21 protein-coding genes and 2 pseudogenes are annotated in these 24143 nt (G+C 72.0%); 16 read left to right on the top strand and 7 right to left on the bottom strand.

The features are described 5' to 3' along the window. Positions 1-215 precede the first annotated feature (215 nt). The 3 genes from BIV25_RS33345 (at position 216) to BIV25_RS33355 (ending at position 2290) form a co-directional block, all read left to right on the top strand. Positions 216-854 carry a chaplin gene (locus tag BIV25_RS33345; protein ID WP_071376228.1) on the top strand — a complete coding sequence of 213 codons (639 nt, stop codon included), beginning with the start codon at positions 216-218 and terminating at the stop codon, positions 852-854. Between the two features lie 75 nt (positions 855-929). After that, entirely contained in the window at positions 930-1439 is a 510-nt protein-coding gene (locus tag BIV25_RS33350) for a hypothetical protein (RefSeq protein ID WP_256256515.1), read from the top strand. After that, the gene (locus BIV25_RS33355; RefSeq protein WP_071376230.1) at positions 1436-2290 is read left to right on the top strand and encodes a GNAT family N-acetyltransferase; all 855 of its coding nucleotides are present in this window, start codon (positions 1436-1438) and stop codon (positions 2288-2290) included. The genes BIV25_RS33350 and BIV25_RS33355 overlap by 4 nt, the downstream gene beginning before the upstream one ends. Positions 2291-2302: 12 nt before the next feature. Here BIV25_RS33355 and BIV25_RS48025 read toward each other — a convergent pair. Further along, a pseudogene (locus BIV25_RS48025) lies at positions 2303-2781 on the bottom strand (nucleoside deaminase). Positions 2782-2949: 168 nt separating this feature from the next. Here BIV25_RS48025 and BIV25_RS33365 point away from each other — a divergent pair. Both BIV25_RS33365 and BIV25_RS33370 read left to right on the top strand, forming a co-directional pair. Beyond that, entirely contained in the window at positions 2950-3726 is a 777-nt protein-coding gene (locus BIV25_RS33365) for a GNAT family N-acetyltransferase (protein ID WP_071376232.1), read from the top strand. 187 nt (positions 3727-3913) lie between these two features. Continuing rightward, entirely contained in the window at positions 3914-5380 is a 1467-nt protein-coding gene (locus tag BIV25_RS33370; protein ID WP_071376233.1) for a hydrolase, read from the top strand. Between the two features lie 56 nt (positions 5381-5436). On the opposite strand, the gene BIV25_RS33375 is transcribed toward BIV25_RS33370, so the two are convergent. Continuing rightward, positions 5437-8157 (bottom strand): exo-beta-D-glucosaminidase, encoded by a 2721-nt coding sequence (locus BIV25_RS33375; protein WP_071376234.1) that lies wholly within the window; start codon positions 8155-8157, stop codon positions 5437-5439. Positions 8158-8411: 254 nt separating this feature from the next. After that, the gene (locus tag BIV25_RS33380) at positions 8412-9599 is read right to left on the bottom strand and encodes an ROK family transcriptional regulator (protein ID WP_071376235.1); all 1188 of its coding nucleotides are present in this window, start codon (positions 9597-9599) and stop codon (positions 8412-8414) included. 138 nt (positions 9600-9737) lie between these two features. Here BIV25_RS33380 and BIV25_RS33385 point away from each other — a divergent pair, with 138 nt between their 5' ends. Continuing rightward, the gene (locus BIV25_RS33385) at positions 9738-11186 is read left to right on the top strand and encodes an APC family permease (RefSeq protein WP_079177038.1); all 1449 of its coding nucleotides are present in this window, start codon (positions 9738-9740) and stop codon (positions 11184-11186) included. A 94-nt stretch (positions 11187-11280) separates the two neighbouring features. Beyond that, a complete protein-coding gene (locus BIV25_RS33390; RefSeq protein ID WP_071376236.1) occupies positions 11281-11793 on the top strand; it encodes a GNAT family N-acetyltransferase in 513 nt (170 codons plus the stop codon). Between the two features lie 11 nt (positions 11794-11804). Here BIV25_RS33390 and BIV25_RS33395 read toward each other — a convergent pair whose 3' ends face one another. From BIV25_RS33395 to BIV25_RS33405, 3 genes and pseudogenes are all read right to left on the bottom strand, one after another. Next, complete coding sequence (locus BIV25_RS33395; protein WP_071376237.1) at positions 11805-12443, bottom strand: hypothetical protein; 639 nt, start codon at positions 12441-12443, stop codon at positions 11805-11807. A 305-nt stretch (positions 12444-12748) separates the two neighbouring features. Continuing rightward, entirely contained in the window at positions 12749-13183 is a 435-nt protein-coding gene (locus BIV25_RS33400) for an SPW repeat protein (protein WP_071376238.1), read from the bottom strand. A 62-nt stretch (positions 13184-13245) separates the two neighbouring features. After that, positions 13246-14655, bottom strand: a pseudogene (locus BIV25_RS33405) (FAD-binding domain-containing protein). Positions 14656-15080: 425 nt separating this feature from the next. On the opposite strand from BIV25_RS33405, the gene BIV25_RS54660 reads away from it, so the two are divergent. The 9 genes from BIV25_RS54660 to BIV25_RS33445 all read left to right on the top strand — a co-directional run bounded on the left by BIV25_RS54660 (position 15081) and on the right by BIV25_RS33445 (position 23627). Beyond that, the gene (locus tag BIV25_RS54660) at positions 15081-15158 is read left to right on the top strand and encodes a putative leader peptide (protein WP_351405193.1); all 78 of its coding nucleotides are present in this window, start codon (positions 15081-15083) and stop codon (positions 15156-15158) included. A gap of 304 nt (positions 15159-15462) precedes the next feature. Further along, positions 15463-16017: an NADPH-dependent FMN reductase gene (ssuE, locus tag BIV25_RS33410; protein ID WP_071376239.1), complete on the top strand. Its 555-nt coding sequence runs from the start codon at positions 15463-15465 to the stop codon at positions 16015-16017. 264 nt (positions 16018-16281) lie between these two features. Next, on the top strand, positions 16282-17424 hold the full coding sequence (locus tag BIV25_RS33415) for an LLM class flavin-dependent oxidoreductase (RefSeq protein WP_071376240.1): 1143 nt from the start codon (positions 16282-16284) through the stop codon (positions 17422-17424). Positions 17425-17816: 392 nt separating this feature from the next. Further along, entirely contained in the window at positions 17817-19139 is a 1323-nt protein-coding gene (locus tag BIV25_RS33420; RefSeq protein ID WP_071376241.1) for an aldehyde dehydrogenase family protein, read from the top strand. A 433-nt stretch (positions 19140-19572) separates the two neighbouring features. Then, positions 19573-20490: an aldo/keto reductase gene (locus BIV25_RS33425; protein WP_071376242.1), complete on the top strand. Its 918-nt coding sequence runs from the start codon at positions 19573-19575 to the stop codon at positions 20488-20490. 180 nt (positions 20491-20670) lie between these two features. Further along, on the top strand, positions 20671-21051 hold the full coding sequence (locus BIV25_RS33430) for a BlaI/MecI/CopY family transcriptional regulator (RefSeq protein WP_071376243.1): 381 nt from the start codon (positions 20671-20673) through the stop codon (positions 21049-21051). Then, positions 21048-21974 (top strand): M48 family metalloprotease, encoded by a 927-nt coding sequence (locus BIV25_RS33435; RefSeq protein ID WP_071376244.1) that lies wholly within the window; start codon positions 21048-21050, stop codon positions 21972-21974. Before BIV25_RS33430 ends, BIV25_RS33435 begins: the two co-directional genes overlap by 4 nt. A 145-nt stretch (positions 21975-22119) precedes the next feature. Beyond that, on the top strand, positions 22120-22512 hold the full coding sequence (locus BIV25_RS33440) for a VOC family protein (protein ID WP_071376245.1): 393 nt from the start codon (positions 22120-22122) through the stop codon (positions 22510-22512). A gap of 35 nt (positions 22513-22547) precedes the next feature. Continuing rightward, positions 22548-23627: an adenosine deaminase gene (locus BIV25_RS33445; protein ID WP_071376246.1), complete on the top strand. Its 1080-nt coding sequence runs from the start codon at positions 22548-22550 to the stop codon at positions 23625-23627. Here the strand turns inward: BIV25_RS33445 and BIV25_RS33450 are convergent. Next, positions 23609-24124, bottom strand: coding sequence for a DUF664 domain-containing protein (locus BIV25_RS33450; RefSeq protein ID WP_071376247.1), 516 nt, complete (start codon positions 24122-24124; stop codon positions 23609-23611). The genes BIV25_RS33445 and BIV25_RS33450 overlap by 19 nt on opposite strands. Positions 24125-24143: the final 19 nt, after the last annotated feature.

Genomic DNA, 24143 nt, shown 5'->3' on the forward strand with positions numbered 1-24143 from the left:
GGAGCCATTCGGCGCCGTACCATTCGCTCCTTATGCTCCCTGATGTTGATCATTGAGACGCTTTACATGCGGTTCGATATCGGTGTCGCTCGACGGGGTGAAAGACCGATAAGCCATAACTCGGATGGTTCACCCGCGTTTTACGGGGTGCGGGCGACTGCCCGCGACGATGTCTGGAAGGCAGGGAACCTATGAGACGGGCTACCCGAAACGGTGTGATCGCCCTTGTCACCGCCTCCGGAGCGATGGCCGTGGCGCTTCCGGTGTCCGCCGCCTTCGCGGCCGACGGCAGCGCCGCCGACGGCACCGCGGCCGGCTCGCCCGGGCTGGTCTCCGGCAACGGCATCCAGCTCCCGCTGGACCTGCCGGTGAACGCCTGCGGCAACACCGTCGACGTGGTGGGACTGCTCAACCCCGCGATGGGCAACCGCTGCGCCAACACCGGTGGCCACACGAAGGGCCGCGCGGCCACGTCCGGCGGAGCCGCCGCTCACGGTACCGCCCATGACTCGCCCGGGGTGCTCTCCGGCAACGGCGTCCAGCTCCCCGTCGATCTGCCGGTGAACATCAGCGGCAACAGCGTCAACGTGGTCGGCATCGGCAACCCGGCCGTCGGCAACACCTCCGTCAACGGCTCCGTCGGCCACCCCCGCACCCCGCGGCATCCGCACACCCCGCCCCCGGCGCCCGTGCGGCACCGCACCGTCCCGCTCGCGCCCGCGCCGGAGCCGTCGGTGTCCGCGCTGGCCCACACCGGCGCCGACGCGACCCTCCCCGCCGCCGTGGGCAGCGCCGCGCTCCTGCTCGGCGGTGCCGTCCTCTACCGCCGCTTCCGTCCGGGCCGCGCCCGCTGACGTCCCGGCACCCGGCGAAGGCCCCACCGGACGCCGGCCCGGTGGGGCTTGATCGTCGTGCAGTACGTTGTTCCGGTGACGGACGGCATACGCGGGCGATGGCGGGCGCTGCCCCGCAGGGCGCGGGCGGCACTCGTGCTCTACGCCGCCGGATTCCTGGAAGGGACCGGCGCCCACGCCGCCGACCTGGCGCGCGGCGGACTGCACGCCTACGCCGGCTTCGGCCCGTTGCCGTTGCAGGTGTTCTTCGTGGCCCTGATCGTCCTCGACCCGCTCGCCGCCGTCCTGATCCTGCGGGTACGGCCCGCGGGCATCCGGCTCGCGACGGCGGTGATGACACTGGACGTCCTCGCCAACTGGTATGCCAACCGGTCCTGGGTGGTGGCGCATCCCACCGCGCTGCTGCGGCCGGTGGGGCTGCCGCCGATCACCCTCTTCGGGCTGTTCGTCGTCGCGACGGCACCCGCGCTGCTGCGCGCGGTGCGCGGTTCCGCAACGGCTGATCTTGACATGGCGCGGCCTCCGTCGATCCGGAAGGATGCGGCACGGCAGTCCGGTCCCGACGGAAATGGAGCGCACCGATGACCCCTGCGGCCCCCCACGACCTCGTCGTCACACAGGCCACACTCGACGACTGGCCGATGATCGCCGCATGGGCGGCGGCGGAGGGCTGGAACCCCGGCGTGTCCGACGGACCCGCGTTCTTCGCGCAGGATCCCGAAGGGTTCTTCCTCGGCCGGATCGACGGGGAGCCGGTGTCGGCCATCTCCGTCGTCAACTACGGCCAGGAATACGCCTTCCTGGGCTGCTACCTGGTCCGCCCCGACCTGCGCGGCCACGGCCACGGCCTCACCACCTGGAAGACCGCCCTGGCGCACGCCGGGAGCCGCACCGTCGGCCTGGACGGAGTCGTCGCCCAGCAGGACAACTACCGCCAGTCCGGGTTCGAACTCGCCCACCGCACCATCCGGTTCACCGGCATCGCGCCCCAGGGCGCGACACCCCGGGAGGTCCGCCCGGCCGGCCCCGGCGATCTCGCCGCGCTCCTCGCCTACGACAGCGTCTGCTACCCGGCCGACCGGCCCCGCTTCCTCACCCAGTGGCTCACCGGCCCCGGCCATCGGGCCTTCGTCCGCCACGACGGCGGGCGTCCGACCGGGTACGGAGTGCTCCGCCCCGGCCACGACAGCCTGCGCATCGGCCCGTTGTTCGCCGACACGACGGAGGACGCCCGGGCCCTGTTCACCGCCCTCACCACCGAGGCCGCCGGACGCGAGGTGGCCATCGACGTGCCCGAGACGAACGCGGCCGGTGTCGCGCTCGCCGAAGAGGCCGGACTCCGCGCCTCCTTCGAGACCGCCCGGATGTACACCGGGCCGGTCCGCGACCACGCCCGGCACCGCGTCTTCGGCGTCACCACCCTCGAACTCGGCTGAGTCACAGGGGAGTTACGGCCGGTGGCGGCGCCGGTGCAGCTCACGCACCCCGTCCACCAGCTCCGGTACCGGCCCCGCCACGGCCACGCCGGGCGCGACCTCCCGGACGGGCAGCGGCCGCACCGGCGCCTGCGGTACGCCCAACTCAGCGAGCCTGCCGTGAGTTGGGCGGACGAGGCGACGTACACGATGCGGCCGAGCCCCACGCACGTATGCGCGGCGGCCGCGCACATCGGGCAGTGCTCGCCGGAGGTGTAGACGGTGGCGCCCGCCCGCTCCTCGGCGGTCAGATGCGTGGCTGACCAGCGGGCCGGCTCGAACTCGGGATGCCGGGTGTCGTCCCCGCCGGCCACCCGGTTGCGGTCCTCGGCCGGCACTGTGCCGTCCGCCGCCACGAGCACCGAGCCGAACGGCTCGTCGCCGTTCTCCAGCGCCTCGCCGGCCAGCTCCACACAGCGGCGCAGATGCCGCAGCTCACTGTCCTTCGCCATCGTCCACGGACCTCCTGACGGCATGATCTCCGGCGTCGCACGTCACGGCCACCGGGACCCGCCCGGCTGGCGGCTTTTGCCTCTGGGACAACTGTGCGCGCGGCCGGACCGGGCCGTCGTACGGCAAATTCCGTTGCCCGGCCGGAGCCGGCCTGGTCAGCTGGGTGCATGGATCACACAGCGGTGCTCGCGCTCTACGACCGGGACGTGCGCGAGCGAGCCCGCCCCGACGGCCCCGGCGTCCGGGTCGAACGGGCCGGCGCGGTCGTGCGGCAGGTCGCGGACGCCCACGGCTGGAACGGCGTGCTCTGGAGCAACCTGGACGAGACCGGCGCCGACCGGGCGATCCGCGACCAGATCGCCCATTTCACCTCCCTGGGCCGCGACTTCGAGTGGAAGCTCTACGGCCACGACCGGCCGGCCGACCTGGGTGCCCGGCTCGCCGCCGCCGGATTCCGGGCCGAGCCCGAGGAGACGCTGCTCGTCGCCGAGACCGCCCGGCTCGCCCCGGACGCCGAACCGCCGGCCGGTGTCCGGCTCGTGGAGGCCGCCGACGAGGCCGGCATCGACCTCGTCGTGGACGTGCACGAGAAGGCCTTCGGCACCGACGGCACACGGCTGCGCCACCAGTTGCTCGCGCGGCTGGCCGCCGACCACGGCACGGTCGTCGCCGTGGTCGCGCTCGCCGGGGACGAACCGGTCAGCGCGGCCCGCATGGAGCTGGTGCCCGGCACCGCGTTCGCCGGACTGTGGGGTGGCGGCACCGTCGAGAGCTGGCGCGGCCGGGGGCTCTACCGTGCCCTGGTCGCCCATCGCGCCCGCGTCGCCGCCGCCCACGGCTACCGCTTTCTGCAGGTCGACGCCTCCGCCATGAGCCGCCCGATCCTCCAGCGCCTCGGCTTCCACGCACTGAGCACCACCACCCCGTATCTGTACGGGAATTGAGCGCGCTCCTGCGGAGAAGGGGCGGGGAGAGGCCCCGCGCTCATTGCCGGGACTTTCTGTTCACCGGGCTGTCATGCCATGTACCTTTCAAGCAGTCCACGCGTGTAGAACCCTCAATCCGGTTCTACGCGCGCAGATTTGGCGGCCCCCCAACCGCCTCTCCCCACCCTTCATGGAGGTTCGCCGGATGCTTGGATCCAGGAGATCCCGCCGCAGAGTCACCACCGCCCTGGCCGGTTTCGGACTGCTCCTCACCGGAGCCGCCGTCCAGGTCGGCAGCGGCAGCACCCCCGCCCACGCGGCCACCACGCACCGCGTCCTGTTCGACAACGCCCACGCCGAGACGGCCGGCAACGCCGACTGGATCATCTCCACCAGCCAGCCCGACCCGCTCGGCCAGAACGCCTCCCCGTCCGCCGAGACCGACTGGACCGGCGCCCTGTCCTCCTGGGGCGTGGCCCTCCAGAAGACCGGCGACTACAGCCTGAAGACGCTGCCGACCGGCTCCAGCCTCAGCTACGGCGGCTCGTCCTCGCTCGACCTGTCGAACTTCGACACGCTGGTCCTGCCGGAGCCCAACACGCTGTTCACGAGCGCCGAGAAGACGGCGATCATGAACTTCGTGAAGAACGGCGGCGGCCTGTTCATGATCTCCGACCACACCGGCTCGGACCGCAACAACGACGGCTACGACTCGGTCCAGATCCTCAACGATCTGATGACCAACAACAGCGTCGACTCCAGCGACCCGTTCGGCTTCTCGATCGACTCGCTCAACATCAGCTCCGACCACCCGGCCGCGATCAGTGACAGCACCGACCCGGTCCTGCACGGCTCCTTCGGGACCGTTACCAAGAGCCTGATCGCCAACGGCACCACCGCCACCCTCAAGCCCGGCGACAACTCCGCCGTCAAGGGCCTGCTCTACCGCACCGGTTACTCCGGAAACACCGGCGCCTTCTTCCTCACCAGCACCTTCGGCAGTGGCCGCGTCGCCTACTGGGGCGACAGCTCCCCGATCGACGACGGCACCGGCCAGGCGGGCAACACCCTGTACGACGGCTGGAACGACTCCAGCGCCACCAACGCGGCCCTCGCGCTCAACGCCACCGCCTGGCTGGCCGGTTCGGGCACCAGCGGCGGCGGAGGCGGCGGCACCGGGGGCGGCGGCACCGGCACCTGCACCGCCGGCCAGCTCCTCGGCAACAACGGCTTCGAGTCGGGCAACTCCACCTGGAGCGCCTCCAGCGGCGTCATCACCAACTCCAGTGGAGAGGCCGCCCGTTCGGGCTCGTACTACGCCTGGCTCGACGGCAACGGCACCGCCACCACCGACACCCTCTCCCAGTCGGTGAGCGTCCCGTCCGGCTGCACCTCGGCCAAGCTCAGCTTCTACCTGCACATCGACACGGCCGAGACCACCACCAGCACCGCCTACGACACCCTCAAGGTGCAGGTGCTGAACAGCTCCGGCACGGTCCTCGGCACCCTGGCCACGTACTCGAACCTGAACGCGGCCTCCGGCTACACCCAGCGCAGCTTCGACCTGAGCAGCTACGCCGGGCAGACCGTCACCCTGAAGTTCACCGGGACCGAGGGCTCCAAGTACCAGACCTCGTTCGTCGTCGACGACACCGCGCTCGACGTCTCCTGAGGCAACAGCCGTACGGGGGCGGGCCGTTGGAGCCCGTCCCCGTTCCGCTTCCTCCCTCATCCCGCCGGAATCGTCCGCTCGGGCGTGTTCCAGCCGGAGACCCGCACACCCGGGGCCGAGCCGTGCAGATCGGCCGTCCGGTAGGTGGCCGTCAGCGTCACCGACTCGCCGGGCCACAGGCTCACCTCGTTGTCCGACCAGCGCACCGGAAGCACCGGTCTGCCCCGCGCGTCCACGAGGTGGACGTCCGTCAGCAGGGCCGGCGTCCTCCCGCTCCCGGTGCCGTGCAGGGCGACCGTCGTGGTCGAGGTCCCGTCCGAGGCGGTCGTCGCCGCCGTCGCCGACACCGGCACCTGGGCCATCGAGGCGAGTCCCGTGAGATCGGCGTAGCTCGTCGTCGGCGTGTAGTACCAGGTGGTGCCGGACCAGTCGAGGGTGTCGGGCCGGGTCGAGAGCCAGTACACGTTCCGGCTCACCTCCCTGCCCGCGGCGTCCGTCAGGTCCAGCCGGAGCAGATACGTCCGCGCCAGTCCGTTCACCGAGGCCGGCAGCGTCAGCGCGGTCGTGTGGGCGCCGTCGCCGTTCACCGAGACATCGCGCACCGACGCGGCGTACCTCCGGGTGCCGTCGGGATCGAAGAGGGTGGCCCGTGCGGTGAGTCCGTGCGCGGCGTCGTGCCGGTCGTTCACGACGGCGACCTGGCGGTTGTCGTAGCCGTACTGGATGTGCAGCGGCTCGTTCGCCTTCTTCGCGCCGAAGTAGGCGCCGCCCTGGTCGAGGTAGCGGTCCGTCAACTGCCAGTGCAGGGACGTCCAGCCGCTGTTGAACATCCAGTGGATCATGCCGGTCGCGGGCTTCGAGGAGTCCGTCGCGTTCCGCTCGTACGCCTCGAACTGGGCGCGGACGTCCTCGTACTGGGCCAGCTGGGCCTTGCGGACGTAGTCGACGAGGCTCTTCGGTGCGCCGTAGCGGCCGGTGAGGGCGTTGTCATAGATCTTCAGCGTGCCGAAGACGGGGGACGGCGAGCGGTGGTACTGCCGGGCGCCCGGATCCCGCCAGAGGGTGTCGAGCTCGGCCGGGGTGAGCATACGGCGCAGGGTGTCGAGGGTGGGGATGCTCGGGCCCGCGCTGGTCTCGGAGTTGAAGCCGGTGGCCCCGCCCTCGCGCTTGGCGTACCAGTAGCCGGGCGGCACCCAGTCGTACGGCCCGGTCATCTTCAGGCCCGAACGGCCCAGCTGCGGCGAGGAGTTGTCGGATGCGGCGGAGACGACCGGGTCGGGCCAGTCGGCCGCCTTCAGGGCGTCCAGATAGGTCTTCTCGATCTTCGCGTCGGGCGCGAAGTCGCTGCCGATCAGGAAGGAGATCACGCTGGGGTGGTCGCGCAGCCGGGCGGCCTCGGCGGCCATGGACGCCTTCGCCACCGGGTAGTCGGCGTCGGTCCACGGCTCCCCGGGCTCGCCGGAGCCGTTGACGTTGCCCTCCCACTTGTCGCAGCACTCCCAGCCCGGGAGGGTGAGCACGCCGTAGCGGTCGGCCAGGTCGAAGAACTCGTCCGGTTCCAGGTGTCCTTCGAGGCGGATGGCGTTCAGGCCCAGGTCGACGGCGTACTTCAGCCGGTCCTCGACGTAGCGGCTGTCCCAGCGCAGGAACTCGTCGGGCGACCAGCCGCCGCCCTTGATCAGCAGCGGGCGGCCGTTGATCCGGTACCGGCGGGCACCGTCGGAGTCCAGCGGTGCCTGGACGTCGCGGATGCCGAAGCTCCGGTGCGCGGTGTCCGACGTCGTACCGGTGACGGACGCGGTGAGGCGGAGGTCGTACAGCGGCTGTCCGCCCATCCCGGCCGGCCACCACACCTTCGGCGCGGTCAGGTGCAGGCCCGGGGTGTCGGCGGGGGAGAAGGTGACGGTCTTCGTCTCGTGCGCGGCGAGCGGGACCCGGCGGGTGAAGGTGGTCGTGCCGAGGGTGCCGGTGAGGTCGGCCGTGACCGGGGCGGCGGTGTCGTTGCGGGCCTGTGCGGTCACCGTCAGGTCCGCGGTGGCCAGCGACGGCACGGCCAGCCTGGTGTCCACGTGTACGTCGCGCAGCGCGACCGGGCCGCCCCTGCGCACCAGGACGTCCCGGACGATGCCCATGTTCCGGTCGGGCGGCGGCTGGAGCCAGTCGATCCAGCCCGTCGTGAGGTCCTTGGCCGGGTCGTTGGGCCGGATGTGGAGGGCGACCGTGTTGGTACCGGACCTCACCAGCGAGGTGACGTCCAGTTCGTGGTGCGTGTAGGCGCCGGTGACGTCCTCGGCGGTCGCGACCCGGTGGCCGTCGACGTACACGTCGGCCGCCGAGACGACGCCGCTGAAGTCGAGGTAGGTGCGCCGGGAGGTGTCCTGGACGGCGAAGTCGGCACGGTACCACCAGGGGACCTGGAAGTCGGCCGTCGGGATCTTCTGCTGGTTGGTGGAGAAGAACGGGTCGGCGTAGACGCCGTCGGCGAGCAGCGCGGCCAGTACCGTGGAGCGGGCGCCCGCCGGATACCAGCCCGTCGCCGGATAGCCGGGCGACGAGACCGCGGCGGCCGAGTCGGTCACCTTCGCCGAGGACTGGATGGCGTAGCCGGTGAGCGCGGTGCCGGTGCCGGCCGCCGAGGCGACGTGCGTGACCGGGCCCGGTGGCTGCTGCTGCCGGGCGCCGGCCCGGGCGCCGCTCGTCAGCGAGCCGCCGAGCAGGCCGAGGACCAGCGCGGTGACGGCGTACCGGCGTGCCGAGGGGGCGGGGCGAGGGAACACGGCGGTCTCCAGGCTCGTAAAGTTAGGAAACTTTACTAACTTGGGTCACGCTAGGACGCCGCACCGGGTGTGTCAATGACCGTGGCCGCAGCGGGACTTCGAGCGGTCGGCCGGTCGGATGACTCAGCGGGTCCGGCGAATTCCGGTGCGGTTCGGCGGCGCCCCGAAGGGGCAAAGGGGTACGGGGAACTGCGCGACCAGCCACGACGGACCCGTATGGCCGACGGCACATTGCGGCACTTCCAGCGGAGCGCTCAGTGCGCGCCGGCCGCCCTGCGCTCGAACACCAGGTCCCGGGCCGTGTCCAGCGCCGTAGCCACCGCGCCCAGCAGCACCGCGTCCTCGCCGAGCCGGCTCGGGGCGATGCGCGGGCGCAGCGGGGTGAGGCCGCGCACCTGCTCCTGGACCGGCCGCAGCAGCAGGTCGACGCTGTGACCGACCCCGCCACCGAGCACCACCAGGTCCGGGTCGAGCACGGCGGCGGCCGCCGCCACGGTGTGCGCGATCCGCTCGGCCTCCAGCTCCACCGCCTGCCCGGCCGCCGGATTGCCCTGCCGGGCCGCGTCGAAGACGGCCTTCGCCGTGAGCTGCCCGCTCATCCCGAACTGCCGGGCGGCCTCCACCACGGCCACCCCGGACACCGCGTCCTCCAGCCGCTCCGGCTTGTGCCGCCCCGGCCAGGGCAGGAACCCGATCTCGCCGGCCAGTCCGCGCGCCCCCGTGAACAGCCGCCCCTCGCTGACCACGCCCATGCCGAGACCGGTGCCGATGAGGATGTACGCGAACAGCCGGCTGCCGGTGCCGACGCCGTACGTGTACTCGCCGAGCGCGGCGAGGTTGGCGTCGTTGTGCACCTCCAGCGGCACGCCGAGTTCCTCGCGCATCCGGTCCACGAGCCCCGCGCGGCCCCAGCCCGGCAGATGCATCGCGTACCGCACGCGCCGCTGCCTCTCGTCGTAGACACCCGGCGTGCCGACCACTCCGTGCACCACCTCGGCCGCATTCACCCCGGAGCCCGCGATCGCCTGGCGGGCGGTGCCCACGACCAGGTCGGCCAGCGCGCCGGAGGTGCGGGCCCGGTTGCGTACGTCGCAGCGGGCGACGACCGTGCCGTCCAGATCGGCGACCGCCACACGCAGCCAGCCCCGGCCGATGTCGATGCCGAGCGCGTGCCCGGCGGCGGGGTCGGGGGCGTAGAGCACGGCGGTGCGGCCGCGCTCCGGGGCGTGGGTGCCGACCTCGTGCACCAGGCCGGCACCGGCGAGCGAGGCCAGCGCGCTGGAGACCGTCGGCTTCGACAGGCCGGTCTCGCGGGCCAGTTGGGCGCGCGAGGCCGCGCCCTGGGCGCGCAACCGGTCCAGCAGCAGCCGCTCGTTGGTGCTGCGCAGCCGCCGGCGGTTCCAGGGCTGTTCCTGCTGCTCCACGACATCGCTCCCGGCCATCGCACCATTCTCGTGCATTCTTCACGCCTACTTGACGCGGCTAGTAAGGCTCCTTAACTTTATCGCCCAGTCAGCCCGGCCCGGGCGGAGTCGTCGCGCAGATACGCGGGCCGCGCGCCCGTCGCGTCAGGAGTCCCCATGTCCGGTAGCCCGCCGCCCTCGGGCGGTTTCGTCCGCCGTGTCGGCCTGTTCCAGGCCGCGGCCATCAACATGAGCCAGATGTGCGGCATCGGGCCGTTCGTGACGATCCCGCTGATGGTCGCCGCGTTCGGCGGACCCCAGGCGGTCATCGGCTTCGTCGCGGGCGCGGTCCTCGCGCTGTGCGACGGACTGGTCTGGGCGGAGCTGGGCGCCTCGATGCCCGGCTCCGGCGGGAGTTACGTCTATCTGCGCCAGGCCTTCCAGTACCGCACCGGACGGCTGATGCCGTTCCTGTTCGTGTGGACGGCGATGCTCTTCATCCCGCTGATCATGTCGACCGGTGTGGTCGGTTTCGTGCAGTACCTGGGCTATCTGGCCCCCGGCCTCGGCCAGACGGCGGGCGATCTGATCGGTCTCGGCGTGATCGTCCTGGTCGTGCTGCTCCTGTGGCGCGGTATCGAACAAATCGCCCGGATCACCGCGGTCATGTGGACCGTGATGATCGCCTCGGTCGTCCTGGTGATCGTCGCCGCCGCCGGCGACTTCAGCCCGCACCGGGCCTTCACCTACCCGTCCGGCGCCTTCGACCTGACGAGCAACCACTTCTGGCTCGGCTTCGCCGCGGGCCTGACCATCGGCATCTACGACTACCTGGGCTACAACACCACCGCCTACATGGGCGCCGAGATCAAGGACCCGGGCCGGAACCTCCCGCGCTCGATCCTCTTCTCCATCCTCGGCATCATGGCGATCTATCTGCTGCTCCAGATCGGCACACTCGGGGTCATCGACTGGCACCGGATGACCGACCCGCACGACATCGCCTCGACGTCGGTGGCCTCGGCGGTGCTGGAGGAGACCTGGGGCAAGGGCGCCGCCGACGTGGTGACCGTGCTGATCCTCGTCACCGCCTTCGCCTCGGTCTTCACCGGACTGCTCGGCGGCTCCCGCGTCCCCTACGACGCCGCCCGCGACCGCGTCTTCTTCCGCCCCTACGAGCGGCTGCACCCCAGGCACCGCTTCCCGATGCTGGGCCTGGCCACCATGGGCGTGATCACCGCGGTCGGCTTTCTGATCGGCCGGCACACCGACCTCGCGACCCTGATCCAGTTGCTCACCACGGTCATGGTGATCGTCCAGGCGCTCGCCCAGATCATCGCGCTGACCGTTGTGCGCAGACGGCAGCCGGACCTGCGCCGCCCGTACCGGATGTGGCTCTACCCGCTGCCGAGCATCGTCGCGTTCGCCGGCTGGTGCGTGATCTACGGCTATGCCGACAAGAACTCCCCGGGCCGCCACCCCATCGAGTGGTCACTGGCCTGGCTGGCCCTCGGCTGCGTCGCCTTCGTCGTATGGGCCCGGCTGGAGAAGGTGTGGCCGTTCGGCGTGAAGGAGATCACCGAGGAGTACCAGGTCCTCGAACCGAGCTCGGCCGAGCCGAGCTGAGCGGCGCAACGGCCTCGGGATGAGCTAGAGTTGTATCAGCCTTTGTGAGCCTCCCCGGAGCGGATGTCTTGTCCGCCGGGGAGGCTTTCGTTCTATGACCGACACCTTCTCGGCGGACATGACCGTCCGCCCCGCGATCCCCGAAGACCGGCCCACCGTCGAGCGGCTGTGGCTGATGTTCCATCACGACCTGTCCGAGTTCCGGGGCACGCTGCCCGGCGTCGACGGCACCTTCCGCAACGAGCGGGTCGAGCACGCCTTCACCCGGCCGGGCTGGGCGCCGTACCTGTTCCTCAGGGACGAGCGTCCGCTGGGCTTCGCGTTCGTGCGCGCGCTGGACACGCCGGTGCGGGTGCTGAACGCCTTCTTCGTCGTGCGCGGCGCGCGGCGGCTCGGGCTCGGGACGCGGGCCGTACGGGACGTGCTGCGCCGGCACCCCGGGAACTGGGAGATCCCCTTCCAGGACGGGAACCCGGCCGCGGCACGGTTCTGGGCGCATGTCGCCCGGGACATGGCAGGGGAGGACTGGACACGTGAGCCCCGGCCGGTGCCGGACCGGCCGGGACTTCCCCCGGACATGTGGATCTCGTTCGCCGTGACCGGCTGAGCCGGGCCTGGTCAGCGACCCTGCGAGTAGTCCGAAGCGTCCTCGACCCAGGAGATCAGCCGGCCGTCCGGCTTGAGGACCACGTGCAGGCCGTTGTCCTCGCCGTGGGCGGCGCGGCCCTTGGCGGCGAGGGTGTCGACCTTGTGGCCGTGGGCGTAGATGTCGGCCTCGTAGTGGTTGGGGCCGAGCTTGTAGACCTTGCCGGTCGACGTGTCGTCGGCCAGCGTGGTGATGGAGACGAGGATGCGCTGGGCGACGGGCTGCGGCTTGGGCTGCGGCTTGGCCCGCTCGACCCAGGACGTCACCGTGCCGTTCGGCTGCAGCGTGACGTGGAGGCCGTTGTTCTCGCCGTGGGCGGGCTTGCCCTTGGCCACGAGGGTCCCGTACTTGGTGCCCTTCGCCCAGATCTCCGCCTCGAAGTGGTGGTGGTGCCTGCCGGTCTTGTAGACCTTGGCGACGGAGACCTTGTCCGCGAGCCGAACCGTCTTGACGAGGACCCGCTTGTCCTTGCAGTGGTGGTGGGCCGCGCCGTGGGCGACGGGCGCCGAGTGCGGGGCCGCGGCGGCGAACGCGCCGGAGGCCGAGGCGGCCAGGACGGCGGTGGCGCCGGCGGCGACGAGGGTGGTGCGCAGGGTGCGACGTGCACGCATCGGTGAACTGTCCTTCGGTCGGTTTCGTTCGTCGGTGTGTCTTCGACGCTACGGACCGTCCATCAAGGTCACCCATACGTCATGTAACAGATGTTCGTAGCGTTCCCCTCGAATCGCCTCATAATCCATCATTGAACGGGTGAATTCGCAGGAGATTCCAAGGGTGAGCCTGCGGATTCAAGGCGCTGGCCGGTCGTGCGGGGTGCGGTGAGGCCGGCCCGCTCGGCGGGCCGGCCTCATCCGGTCGGCTGTTCCTCCTCGTCCCTCGGTGTCCGCTCGCTCTCCCGTGTCGCTCGTGCCTCCTGCTACGGCCTGGGTGTGCTCCTCGCCGCCGTACCGGCGCAGACCAGTCCGAGCACGAGGGCCAGGGCGCCGATGACGATGTTGTTGATGACCACGCCCCGGTCGGGGCTCGTGCCCACGATCCACGGGGCGATGATCATCCAGATGCCCAGGGCGCACATGGCGTAGCTGAGGCCGTACATCCGCTCGGGGGCCCGGGTGAAGCCGAGAGCCAGCAGGCCTATCGCTATGCCCATGATCAGGTTGTGGGCCACGAGTGCGGGCTGGCTCGTCGTGTAGTGCACGATCCACGGGGATGCCGCGCAGTAGAGGCCGAGCAGGAAGACCGGCCCGTCCACGAGCGCCACATCGCGACCGCCGAGCATACGGGCGTAGCGTTCCCGCATTTCGGAGACATCGGGGTGGGTCGTCATATCACCCCTGTGCAGGTTGGCCATGACTCGTCTCCTTTGACTTCGCAGGCCAGGCCGTGTCTGGCGCGGTGTGAGGTGAGCACCGCTTACTTCCATTTTGCCCTTATTTCGGCTTTATGTGTAGGGTTCTGCGCCCTGTCTCCGTCCCGGGGCAGCGCTCTGGCCCGCCGGAAGCGGGCCAGACCGTCGGCGAGGTCGGCGACCGGGTCCGGGCAGCCCCCGAGTTCCGCCCGGTCCGGGACGCGCAGCCGCCACGGCTCGTGCACCGCGGCACCGGCCAGTTCGGGCACCAGGCGTCGGACGTACGCGCCGTCGGGATCGTGCCGCCTGCCCTGGGCGACGGGACTGAGCACGCGGTTGGGGCGGGTGCCGGTGCCCGCCACCCACTGCCAGTTCAGCTGGTTGTTCGCCAGGTCCCCGTCGACCGGCAGGTCCAGGAAGTGCAGTGCCCCCACACGCCAGTCGACGTACAGCGTCTTCGTCAGGAGGCTCGCCGTCAGCAGGTGCCCGCGGTTGTGCATCCAGCCCTCGTGGCGCAGTTGGCGCATCGCCGCGGCGATCAACGGAGCCGGTACGGCCCTCCCGTCAGGCCTCGACGTCCGCGCGGGCGGTGCGCTCCGCCAGTCGTCGTGCCGCGTGCGGTGGTCGGCGTCCGCCGCGGCGGGCCGCGCGGCCGGCACCTGGCGGTGGAAGTCCCGCCAGGCGAACTGCCGGACGAACGCCTCCGCGCCGGAGCCGCCCGCCTTCCGCGCGCGGTGGGCGAGTTCGACGGGGGAGAGCGTGCCGAAGTGCAGATGGGGCGACAGCCGTGAGGTCGCGTCGCCGGCCAGGTCGTCGTGCCGGTCCGCGTACGCGGCGATGCCCGAACGGAGCCACGCGGTGAGCTGCTTCCGGGCCGCCCTCTCGCCGCCTGACGCCGTCCCCGGGGACACGCCCGGCAGCCCGGCGCGGGAGGGGAACTCCCCGGAGGCGATGCCGTCCGGGACGGACACCGCGCGCGGAGCACCGGGCGGGTCGCGCAGCCGCTGCGCCGGCCAGTGGCGGAAGTACGGCGTGAAGACCGCGAAATGGTCCGAGGCGGACGGCGTCACCGGCCGGGCGTGACCGCATGGTTCACCGTGCCGTGCACGTGCAGCGGCCGCCCGTCCGCCTCCAGTGCGCGCCGCAGCCGGCGCTGGCGGGACTGGGCGCACCCGCTCACGTCGGCCGCCGTGTGCACCTCGTCGGCACCGGCCGCCGCGGCCAGCGCGCAGACCTCCTCGACGACGTCAGCGCACCACCAGTCGCCCGCCGCGCTCGCGCAGCCCGGCGTCCAGGTCCCGCGGACAGTCGGCGAGGAACGCCAGCCGGTTGGGCACCGCGAACCCGGCGTCCGTCACGTCCCGATCGCGCACGAACAACGGAACGACCTGGCGGCCCCCGGCGGTCGCGGCCCGCGGCGGTGGGTGGTCGTGCAGTCGCAGATCGGAGGCGAACAGGACGATCGAGACGGTCATGACGCGGCTTCGAGGACGAGTGTGAGGACGATGCCGAGGGCGGGGCTGGGGAGGTGGCGAGGACGGCGGGGCGGACGAGGGCCGCGTCCGGGTCCGGGTCCGGGTTCGGGTTCGGGTTCGCGAGGATCGTGGCCTGCGGGGCGGCGCGAGGGCGGCGCGGCGCGCCGGAGACGGGCGGCGGGGGAGCTGCTGTTCGACGCCGCTCCCCTCGCCGGGAGGCCGGGGCGGGGGCGCTGCTCTGAAAGCCGGTTCGCCGGTCAGCCCGCGGCCAGTTCCCGTGCCCGCCGAAGAGCGCGGGGTCGGCTGGAGCCGGTTCAAGGGTTTTCCTGTCGCACCTTCGCGAAATTCAATGGTCCGCGATACGAGACCGGTCGGGTTCTCCTTGACGGCTGTCGCCGACGGCTGCCACGATCGATGACATGACGATGCGACTGGACCTCACGCGGCGACGCCATGTCGACCTCGCGCGTGTCTCCAGCGCCTCCTGTCGCGCCGCGGCCTGATCTCCCTCTGCGATCCGCCGCGGTTTCTTCTTTTCCTCTCCTCTTTCTCGTCTGAATTCACCGTGCCCGCATATTCGTTGAAGTGCGCCCGCGCCATGTGCGGGGATCGCGTGCGCGCCTGAATTCGGCGTGCCCGCGGCACCCCTGCAATTCGATGGCGCGCCCCTGTCGCCCACAAGCGACGCGAGGTCGGCCGCTGGGCCCTGGAGGGCGAACTGCCCCAACCCACCTGGTACTTCTGACCGCCTTCTCTCGGGCGCCCGTCCCCGCACGGGCGCCCGGCGCACCCAGAAACGAGGCACGCATGGCCACCGTTCTGTCCGTCTCCGGCAGCCCTTCCGCCACCTCCCGCACCGGCCGCCTGCTGCGCCACCTGGACCAGCGGCTGACCGCCTACGGGCACGAGGTGATCGCGCTCGACGTCCGCACCCTGCCGGCCGAGGCCCTGCTCGGCGCCGACGTGTGCCACCCGGCCATCGTCCGGGCCGCCGAACAGTTCGCCCGCGCCGACGGCGTCCTGATCGGCACGCCCATCTACAAGGCGTCGTACTCCGGTGTGCTCAAAGCGCTCCTCGACCTGCTCCCGCAGTACGCGCTCACCGGTAAGACCGTGCTGCCGCTGGCCACCGGAGGCTCCACCGCTCATGTCCTCGCCATCGACTACGCGCTGCGCCCGGTGCTGAACTCCATGGGTGCCGCCCACATAGTCCAGGGATGGTTCACCCTCGACAAGGACATCACCGTGCGCGAGGACGGCTCGCTGACCGTCGCTCCGGCCACCGCCGAGGCGCTCGGGCAGGTGGTGGACCAGTTCTCCGCCGCCCTCGGCCGGACCCCGCTGCTGGCGGCCGCGAGCTGAGCCGTCCCATGACCGCCGCACACGTCGTCCCCGACGACGCCGAACGGCGCCATGGGCACCCTCGCGGAGATCCTCCGGCAACGGCAACGGCAACGGCAACGGGCACCCGGCGCGTGCAGGACATCCGTGCCCGCCTGGAACCCCGGCCCGACGGACTGCCCGACCACCTCAACCTTCCCAATCCGCAGGGGGATTGAGGCGACACCCGCACCCGACTGACGGGCCACGGCCCGCTGCGACGGACACTCGAGAACGGAGACCCACGTGTCCCTCACCTTCCACTGGTTCCTGCCCACCAACGGCGACAGCCGCCATGTCGTCGGCGGCGGCCACGGCAGCCCGGCGACCGTGTCGGGTCAGGACCGGCCGCCCACCGTCGCCTACCTGAGCCAGATCACCCGGGCCGCCGAGCAGCTCGGCTTCGCCGCCGCGCTCACCCCGACCGGCGCCTGGTGCGAGGACGCGTGGCTGACCACCGCCATGGTCAGCCAGAACTCCGAGCGGCTGAAGTTCCTGGTCGCCTTCCGGCCCGGCTCCGTCTCGCCGACGCTCGCCGCGCAGATGGCGTCCACCTTCCAGCGGCAGAGCGGCGGCCGGCTGCTGCTCAACGTCGTCACCGGCGGCGAGAGCCACGAACAGCGGGCCTACGGCGACTTCCTCGACAAGGACGCCCGTTACCGTCGTACCGGCGAATTCCTGCACATCGTGCGGCAGTTGTGGGACGGCAAGAGCGTCGACCTGGACGGCGAGTTCCTGCGCGTCGAGGACGCGAGGCTCAGCCGGCTGCCCGACCCCGTGCCCGAGGTGTACTTCGGCGGGTCCTCGCCCGCCGCCGGGGAGGTCGCGGCCAGGTACGCCGACGTGTACCTGACCTGGGGCGAGCCGCCCGCCCAGGTCGCCGCGAAGGTCGCCTGGATCCGCGCGCTGGCCGCCGAGCACGGCCGTACCCCGCGCTTCGGCATCCGCCTGCACGTCATCACCCGGGACACCGCCGCCAAGGCCTGGGCCGAGGCGGACCGGCTGCTCGACGGCTTCGACCCGGAGACCGTCCGGGCCGTGCAGGCGGGGCTCGCGCGCAGCGAGTCCGAGGGCCAGCAGCGCATGCTCGCGCTGCACGGCGGCAGCCGGGAGAGCCTGGAGATCCATCCGAACCTGTGGGCCGGCATCGGCCTGGTGCGCGGCGGCGCGGGCACGGCCCTGGTCGGCAGCCACGACGAGGTCGCGGAGCGGATCAAGGAGTACCACGCGCTCGGCATCGACGAGTTCGTCCTCTCCGGCTATCCGCATCTGGAGGAGGCGTACTGGTTCGGCGAGGGCGTGCTGCCCCGGCTCGCCGCCCAGGGACTATGGACGCACCCCGACGACCGCACGTCCGTGCCACCGGCGCAGGTGCCGTTCACGAGCTGATCAACTGGACCAACGGGTCCTGCCGGACTGTTGGTTCATGACGACGGAACAGAACGAGGTCTCCACCGCGGTCACTTGGGGCCTGCTCGCCGCCCGGGCGCACCGCGGGCGGCGCGCCGGAGCCGCCGTACGCGACGGGTGCCGCCACGGCGAGCAGTCCCCACCGCTTCACCGTCGCGATGCGGCTCGCGGGCACCCCTGCTGGTCCACCCGCCCGGCCTCGCGGACGAGCAGCTCGACGGCGAGCCAGCGAGCGCGGGGGGTGACCTCGGCGTGTGAGCGTGATCACTTCTGCCGGGAGGAATTAACTTGAGGACCTGAAAGGTTGGCAACTACATCCAACGAGTCCTAGGCTCGGGCCGTAACCGCCCGGCACCACCAGCGAGGCATCCGTGAACCACTCCGCCATCGAGCAGCCCGCCGACATCGTGGCCCGGCTGCGCGCCACCTTCGCCACCGGCCGCACCAAGCCCGTCGACTGGCGCACCGAGCAGCTGCGCCGCCTGCGCGCGTTGCTCACGGAACGCGGCGCCGACCTCGCCGCCGCCCTCCACGCCGACCTCGGCAAGAGCGGCACCGAGGCCTATCGCACCGAGATCGACTTCACGATCCGCGAGATCGACCACACCCTGGACCACCTCGCCGACTGGCTGCGCCCCGAGCCCGCGCCCGTCCCGGCCCACCTCGGCGCCGACGCGACGGCCTGGACGCAGTACGACCCGCTGGGCATCGTCCTCGTCATCGCCCCCTGGAACTACCCGGCGCAGCTGCTGCTCGCCCCCATGGTCGGCGCGCTGGCCTCCGGCAACGCGGTGGTCGTCAAGCCGAGCGAGCTGGCACCGGCCACCTCGGCCGCCCTCGCCGAGCTGATCCCGGCCTACCTCGACACCGATGCCGTCGCCGTGGTCGAGGGCGGCGTCCCGGAGACCACGGCCCTGCTCGCCGAGCGCTTCGACCACATCTTCTACACCGGCAACGGCACCGTCGGCCGCATCGTGATGCGCGCGGCCGCCGAGCACCTCACCCCGGTCACCCTCGAACTCGGCGGCAAGTCCCCGGTGTTCGTGGACCGCGACACCGACCTGGACGTGGTCGCGGACCGGCTCGCCCGCGGCAAGTTCCTCAACGCCGGGCAGACCTGCGTCGCCCCCGACTACGTGCTGACAGACCCGGAGACCGCCGCCGCCCTGGAGGCCAGGCTGGTGCGGGCGGTCGAGGCGCTGTTCGGCACCGACCCCGCGAAGTCCCCGGAGTACGGCCGTATCGTCAACGAGCGCCACTTCGACCGGCTGTCGGGGCTGCTCGGCTCGGGCCGGGTGGTGGTGGGCGGCGCGAGCGACCGTACGGCCAAGTACATCGCCCCGACCGTCCTCGCGGACGTCGACCCGGCGTCGGCGGTCATGCAGGAGGAGATCTTCGGCCCGATCCTGCCGATCGTCACCGTGTCCGGCCCGGACGAGGCGATCGCCTTCATCAACGACCGCGACAAGCCGCTCGCGCTGTACGTCTTCAGCGAGTCCGAGCGCACGCGTGGGCGCATCGCCGCCGAGACCTCCTCCGGCGGCCTCGGCTACGGCCTTCCCCTCGCCCATCTCACCGTCTCCGACCTGCCGTTCGGCGGCGTGGGGGAGAGCGGCATGGGCAACTACCACGGCCGCTACTCCATCGAGACGTTCAGTCACCGCAAGGCGGTCCTGGACAAGCCGCTCGGCTGAGCCGGTCCCGGGCGTCCGCCCTGCCCGAGTTCGCGATGGTGTCCCTTCTTGTGGTGTAGCCGATCAAGGTGGCGGAATGCCCGGGTCACGGATCGAATCGCCCTCCCTGGAGGCGCTGTTGGGGCTCACCGAGCCGTGGCGAAGCGGGTCCGGTGAAGTCCGGTGCGGTTCGGCGGCGCCCCGAAGGGGCGCGGGGCTCCATCGATATGCGGCTCCGCCGCGCGGGCGCGACCGGCCACGACGGACCCGCGGATGACCGACGGCACATCGCGGCACTTCCAGCGGAGCGCTTAGCGGCGATCGCCAGGAAGCCCGCGGTGGCAGGCACCGGACGGCTCCGATGCGGAGCCGGCAGACCGTGATCGGCTGCACCACGACGAGGGACACGGCTAATTCGCTTGCGTGGACGGCCGGATGTGCGACACTCCGCCGGATGACCGCTGAAACGATCACCGCGGAAGCCTCCGGTACCGTCCGGCTCGGCGATCTGCCCGTCCACCGCATCGGCTTCGGAGCCATGCGGCTGACGGGCAGCGCCGCCTTCCACCTGGGCACTCCCCGCAGCCGGGAGTGCTCGCTGTCCGTACTGCGCCGGGCCGTGGAGCTGGGCGTGAACCACATCGACACCGCCGCCTTCTACTTCTCGGCCACCCGCTCCGCCAACGAACTCATCAACACCGCCCTCGCGCCGTACGCCGACGACCTGGTCATCGCCACCAAGGTCGGTCCCTTCCGCGACTACCACGGAGAGTGGGGCACCTCGGCCCGGCCCGACCAACTGCGCGGCCACGTCGAGGAGAACCTGCGCCAGCTCGGCCGCGACCACCTCGACCTCGTCTACCTGCGCCGGATGCGCCAGGACTCCGTCGCCGAGCACTTCGGCGCACTCGCCGAACTGCGCACGGCCGGACTCGTCCGCCACCTCGGCATCTCCGGCGTCGAGCCGCGCCACCTCACCGAGGCCCTGGAGATCGCCCCGGTGGTCAGCGTCCAGAACCGCTACGCGCTGGACCGGCCCGAACCCGTCGACGACGAGATGCTCCGCCTGTGCGGCGAGCTCGGCATCGCGTTCGTCCCCTTCTACGCCGTCGCCGGAGCAGCGGGCGCCCACGCGGCGGCCGACACCCACGACGAGGAGGTGCGCGCCATCGCCCGCGCCCACGGCGCGACTCCCGCCCAGATCCGCATCGCCTGGACCCTCCACCAGGGCCCGCACGTCCTCGCCATCCCCGGCACGGGCAACCCCGGCCACCTCACGGAGAACGTGGCCGCGGGGGCGCTGCGCCTGAAGGCGGACGAGATGGCGCGGCTGGACGTTCTGCACGCCGGGGTGCGCACCGGCGCGAGCTGACATGAGCGCAACACCGAGGCGGGGCGCCTTGGGCGGGGGTCCGCCCCGGCCGCCCCGGGTCCACCCATAACGTGCAAATACGGGACAAGACGGGCGCTCGGGCCGTACGAAGGCGGGGTTGACTACCATCGTGTAGACGGATTCCCTGGCCGCAGACGTAGACGGGGTGAGGAACGTTCCATGACCGAGGCGAAGGACGAACGCCGGCCGGCCGGTGAACTCGAGGCGAGTGTCATGGCCACGCTGTGGGCCGCCGGAGGGCCGCAGACGCCCGGCCAGGTCCAGTCGCGCCTCGGCGCGGACCTGGCGCGGACGACCGTGACGACGATCCTCACCCGGCTGCACGACAAGGGGGTCGTGGAGCGGTACCGCCAGGGGCGCGGTTTCGCCTACGTCCCGGTCCGGGACGTGCAGGACGCCCAGGGGCTCACCGCCCGCCGTATGCACAGCGAGCTGGACCGCGACACCGACCGCGAGACCGTGCTCGCCCGGTTCGTCGCCCAGCTCAGCCCCGACGACGAACGTGTCCTGCGGGACCTGCTCGAACCCGACGAACGATGACCGCACTGCTCCTGCTGCCCCTGCTGCTGCCCTTCGCCCTGCCGGCCCTGGCCCGCCGGGCCCTGGGCCGGCTGACCCCGGTCGTCGCGCTGTGGGCCCTCACCGCCTGTGCCGTCGTCCTCGCCGGCTGCTCGCTCGCCGCGCTCGGCTCGTTCGTCCTGATCGGGCTGTTCAAGGTGCCGCTCTTCGCCGCGCTCGGCGAACTGGTCCGCCCGCTGCGCACCGCCTCGGACCTCGTCGTCCTGCCGGCCGCCGCGACCTCCGTCGGCGTGCTCGCCGTGTGTGCCTGGACCCTGGTCCGCTCCGTGCTCCGGCAGACCCGCGCCTTCCGTGTCGCGCGCTCGCAGGCCCGGCGCGGCCCCGCCGCGGGCGACCTGTGCGTGGTGGACTCGTCCCGCCCGGACGCCTACGCGCTGCCGGGCCGCCCGCACCGCATCGTCGTCACCACCGCGATGCTGCGCAGCCTGGACGGCGCCGAGCGCGAGGCGCTGTTCGCGCACGAGCGGGCGCACAACGACGGCGGCCACCACTACTTCCTCGCCGCCGCCGAACTCGCCGCGCACTGCCACCCGGCCCTGCGCCCCGTCCGCGAGTCGATCCGCCTCGCCGCCGAGCGCGCCGCCGACGAGGCCGCCGCGGCCCGGGTCGGCGACCGGAAGCTGATCGCCCGCGCCATCGCCCGCGCGGCCCTCGCCGGGAACTCCACGCGCACCGAGCGCCCCGACTTCGTGGCCGCCGCGACCTCCGGTCCCGTACCGCAGCGCGTCCAGGCCCTGCTGGCCGCCCCGCGTGCTCCGCGCACGGGCCGTACGATCGTGGCCCTCCTCCTCGCCTGCACCGCGGTCTCCTGCGCGGCCTCGGTGGCCGGAACGGCCGACTTCCACCACCGTGTGGAGATCGCCCAGGGCGACGAGACGCCCTGACCCGGACCAGCGGCCGACACTCCGGGGCAGCCCTGCGGCAACGCACGGGGAACACCCTCACTGCAACGCGCGTAGAACGGGACTGGCGCCCGCGAAGTTTTACGTATAACCTCACCCGCTAACCACCCCCCGCCGGAAGGTCCCGATGCGCCGCGTCGCCCTGGTCACCCTCGTTGTCGACGACTACGACGAGGCCATCCGCTTCTACACCGAGGCCCTCGGCTTCCGTCTCGCCGAGGACGCCCCGCGCCCCGACGGCTCCCGCTGGGTCGTGGTGCAGCCCGGCGCTGCCGGAGCCGGCACCGGTCTGCTGCTCGCCCGCGCCAAGGGCGAGGACCAGCGCGCCCGCGTCGGCGACCAGACCGGCGGCCGGGTCGGCTTCTTCCTGCACACCGACGACTTCGCCCGCGACCACGCCCGCATGACCGCGGCCGGAGTGACCTTCCTGGAGGACCCGCGGCGCGAGCCGTACGGCACCGTCGCCGTCTTCCAGGACCTGTACGGCAACCGCTGGGACCTGCTCCAGCCCGCCACCTGATCACCGCCGAACCACTCGCCGAGGAACGCCCTGCCATGACCGTGCCCCGCATCGACACCGAGACCCTCCGCCGGCTCCCCAAGGCCGTGCTGCACGACCACCTCGACGGCGGCCTGCGCCCCGCCACCGTCGTCGAACTCGCGGCGGAGATCGGTCACACCCTGCCCACCACCGACCCCGACGAACTGGCCGCCTGGTACTTCGACGCCGCCAACTCCGGTGACCTGGTCCGCTACATCGCCACCTTCGAGCACACCCTCGCCGTCATGCAGTCCCGCGAGGGCCTGCTGCGCACCGCCGAGGAGTACGTGCTGGACCTCGCCGCCGACGGTGTCGTCTACGCCGAGGTGCGCTACGCCCCCGAGCTGAACACCAAGGGCGGGCTGTCGCTCGCCGAGGTCGTGGAGACCGTCCAGGAGGGCCTCGCCGCCGGCATGGCCAAGGCGGCCGCCGCCGGTACCCCCGTCCGCGTCGGCACCCTGCTCTGCGGCATGCGGATGTTCGACCGGGTCCGCGAGGCCGCCGACCTGGCCGTCGCCTACCGGGACGCCGGGGTCGTCGGCTTCGACATCGCGGGCGCCGAGGACGGCTTCCCGCCCGCCGACCACCTGGCCGCCTTCGAGCACCTGCGCCGCGAGAACGTGCCGTTCACCATCCACGCCGGCGAGGCGCACGGCCTGCCCAGCATCCACCAGGCCGTCCAGGTGTGCGGCGCCCAGCGCATCGGCCACGGCGTCCGCCTCACCGAGGACATCCCCGACCTCGCGGCCGGCAAGCTCGGCCGGCTCGCCTCCTGGGTGCGCGACCGCCGGATCGCGCTGGAGATGTGCCCCACCTCCAACCTCCAGACCGGCTGCGCCACCTCGATAGCCGAGCACCCGATCACGGCCCTGAAGGACCTCGGCTTCCGGGTCACCCTCAACACCGACAACCGCCTGGTGTCGGGGACGACGATGACCCGGGAGATGTCCCTGCTGGTCGAGGAGGCCGGCTGGACCGTCGAGGACCTGCGCACGGTCACGGTGAACGCCCTCAAGAGCGCGTTCATCCCGTTCGACGAGCGCACGGCCCTCATCGAGGACGTGGTCCTGCCGGGTTACGCGGCCGCGCTCTGAAGCAGCCCCCTGAGGTAGGCGGCCTGTCCGACGTGCTGGAGATCGTCGGACAGGACGCTCACCAGGCGGACCCCCAGCGTCACCGGGGGATCCCAGCCCTCGTCCACGACCCGTTCCAGATCCTTGGCGGCGAGCCCCTTGAGCGCCCCGAGGGTCTGCTCGTGGACGGCGTCGTAGTACCCGGTCAGCAGGTCCGCGGAGTCGACCCGCACCTCGGCGACCTTGGCCGGGGTGTGCCCGTAGCCGTGGTCGCGGGGCGGCAGATCGAGGCCGAAGCGTTTCTGCCAGCCGTCGGCGAGCCAGACCTGCTCCAGGTCGAAGGCGTCGGCGACGTGGTCGTCCTGGACCCGGGTCAGGTGCCAGACCAGCCAGGCGATGGAGTTGACGGCGGGCGCCGGACGGTGGTTCAGCTCGTCCGGTCCGAGGCCGTCGAGGGCGGCGTGGACTTCTTCCTGGATGCGGCCGTAGCCGTCGATGAGGATGTCCTTGGCATGCATACGGTCCACGATCGCGCAT

The sequence above is a fragment of the Streptomyces sp. MUSC 14 genome (assembly GCF_001866675.1).
Classification (GTDB): domain Bacteria; phylum Actinomycetota; class Actinomycetes; order Streptomycetales; family Streptomycetaceae; genus Streptomyces.